Annotated in this window: 2 protein-coding genes; both read right to left on the minus strand. The window is 61.5% G+C overall.

Translation table 11 applies throughout. The annotated features are described in order from the left end of the window. Positions 1-278 precede the first annotated feature (278 nt). Positions 279-1,022, minus strand: coding sequence for a MerR family transcriptional regulator (locus ACTO5E_RS10750; protein ID WP_482303538.1), 744 nt, complete (start codon positions 1,020-1,022; stop codon positions 279-281). A gap of 382 nt (positions 1,023-1,404) precedes the next feature. Further along, entirely contained in the window at positions 1,405-2,439 is a 1,035-nt protein-coding gene (locus ACTO5E_RS10755) for an aldo/keto reductase (protein ID WP_482303540.1), read from the minus strand. Between the last annotated feature and the right edge of the window lie 159 nt (positions 2,440-2,598).

A 2,598-nucleotide genomic window follows, 5' to 3' on the forward strand; every position in this document is an offset into this window, starting at 1 on the left:
CAAACAGGGCAAGTACAGCCCACAAGTACACCAATAGCTGTTAGGTAAACATAGGACAGCCCGGTCGGCGGGCACTTCGTTGCCGTATGAACGACACCCGCCGCCGGGCCTTTTTTTGACTGCGGGGCTATTCCCCCTGGGCGCGGTAGACTGTGTCCCCACAAACAGGGCCGGTACAGCCCACAAGTACACCAATAGCTGTTAGGTAAACATAGAAAAGCCCGGTCGGCGGGCATGTCGTTGCTGCATGAACGACACCCGCCGCCGGGCTGGCTGCTTTAGCCGGGCTGGTCCTCCTGGGCGCAGTAGACCTGTATGGCCTGGCATACAAAGGCACCGGCGCCGCTGCCTCCGGCCTGGTCGATGTTGGCGGTCATCTCTCCGCCGCCGGCGTACATGGTCCCCAGCCCGGAGAGCACTTGCCGGGAGCAGGTGTAATAGTGCCGGCTGATGAAGTCCCGCAGGACTTGCACCTGGGCCTGAACCTCCGGGGACTCTGGGGGCAGGGCGCGCATTTTGCCGAATTGGGCGAACAGCTCCATGAGCCGGGCCTGCAGCTGCCGGGACTCCTCTGGGGTGCGGCCCTTGCTTTTCTCCTCAAACTCCCGGTACTCCCCGGTGCCCCCATAGGCGGCTTTGGCCTGGGCGGCATACTGGTCCAGCCTGCTGGCGTCGAACGCAGAAAAATCCATGCTTTCGCTTCCTTTCTCTCTCAGCTTTTTTGCCAGGAGGATCAACCCCTCCAAACGCTCTTTTTTCAGGGTCAGCAGGGTGATCTGCTGGTCCAGAGCCTTGTCCTGGTCAAAGTCCGGGCTGTCCAGAATGGTCTTGATCTCCTTCAGGGAAAATTCCAGCTCCCGGAACAGCAGAATAGTCCGCAGGCGTTCCAGAGCCCTGCCGTCATACAGCCGGTAACCTGCGCCGGTGACCGCTGTAGGCGGAAGCAGCCCCACGGCGTGATAATGGTGCAGCGTGCGCACGCTCACCCCCGCCAGCCGGCTGACCTGTTGGACTGTCCACATCTTCATCCCTCCTGACAGGCTACAGTATATACCATTACGTTGGGGGAGAGTCAACCCCTTTTTCAAAAAAAAGAATTGCCCTCCCACCGGAACAGCGGGAGGGCGTTTTCGCACCTGCATGCGCAGGCTGACGGCTGGGGGCCCCATAGGCGCGCCCGACCGACAGGGTGCTGAGCCGCCGTTGTGTGTTGTGGGGCGCGGGCGGCTCCGCGGACTGGGCGGTGTTGGTGTGTCCGGCGGGGAGTGGGGTTCTTTGCCGGGGGCGAGTGGGCTGACAGTTGGGCTCCTTACAGCTGGGGCCGTCATGGGTAGCTCGGTCGGCGGGGTATTGCGCCGCCACTGTGTACTGTGGGGCACGGGCGGCTCCGCAGACTGGGTGGGCTCAGACCTGGGCTTTGCCTGCCAGAATGTCCTTGTAGTCCGCCAGGTTTTGCTTGAGCAGGGCGGGGGTGTCCAGCTCGTAGGGGCATTTGGCTTTGCACTGGCCGCATTCCAGGCAGTTCTCCACATTCTGCATCATGGACTGGGCCTCGGGGGTGAGCCAGTTGGCCGAGGGGCTGCGGCGGATGAGCTGGCTCATGCGGGCGCACTGGGGAATGTTGATGTTGGCCGGACAGGGCAGGCAGTAGCCGCAGGACCGGCAGAAATTGCCGATCAGCTCCCGGCGGTCTTTCTCGATTACCGCCTTTACGGCAGGGTCCTCCATGCTGGGGGGCGTGGGGGAGGCCATGTAGCCCAAAAACTCGTCCAGCTCCTCCTCACGCTGCACGCCCCAGATGGGCAGGGTGTTGTCAAAGGAGTTCTGCCAGGCATAGGCCGCCGCGCCGTTGGTAATCAGCCCGCCGGAGAGGGCCTTCATGCAGATGAAGCCCACGTTGTTCTCCCGGCACAGGTTCACCAGGTCGATATCCTTCTCTGCGGCCAGGTAGCAGAAGGGGAACTGCAGGGTCTCGTACAGGCCGGAGCGCACCGCCTCCCCGGCCACCCAGGGCCGGTGGTTGGTGATGCCGATGTGGCGGATTTTGCCCTGCTCCTTTGCTTGCAGCATGGCCTCGTAAAGGCCGGTGCCGTCTTGGGGCTTGGGGCAGAAGGCGGGGTTGTGGAACTGGTAGACGTCGATATAATCGGTCTTCAGCAGGCGCAGACTGGTTTCCAGGTCCTGCCAGAAGCCTTCGACAGTAGTAGAGGGGGTTTTGGTGGCGATAAAGATATTTTCGCGGACGCCGGCAAGGGCCAGGCCCATTTTCTCCTCGCTGTCGGAATAGGAGCGGGCGGTGTCGAAAAAGTTGACGCCGGCATCGTAGGCCTTGCGGAGAAGCTTGGCGGCGTAGTCGTGAGAGACCCGCTGAATGGGGAGAGCGCCGAAGCCGGTTTTGTTGGCGGCAATGCCGGTGCGGCCGAGGGTGACGGTTTTCATGGTGGTGACCTCCTGGGTTTTGGGGTGGGTGGGGCTAGGGCTTGTTTGAAAATAGAGAAAATGCCGGATTTTTGGTCCAAAGGAGGCGATTTCAAGGAGAAAACCGCAAGTAATACTTGCGTATTACGAGGATTTTCGACGCAGAAAGCGACTGCTTTG

This window comes from Acutalibacter sp. (assembly GCF_056800975.1).

What these genes read in the sequence shown, in the direction of transcription:
- ACTO5E_RS10755 (WP_482303540.1), bottom strand. Translation starts at nt 2,439, where the DNA reads ATGAAAACCGTCACCCTCGGCCGCACCGGCATTGCCGCCAACAAAACC.
- ACTO5E_RS10750 (WP_482303538.1), bottom strand. Translation starts at nt 1,022, where the DNA reads ATGTGGACAGTCCAACAGGTCAGCCGGCTGGCGGGGGTGAGCGTGCGC.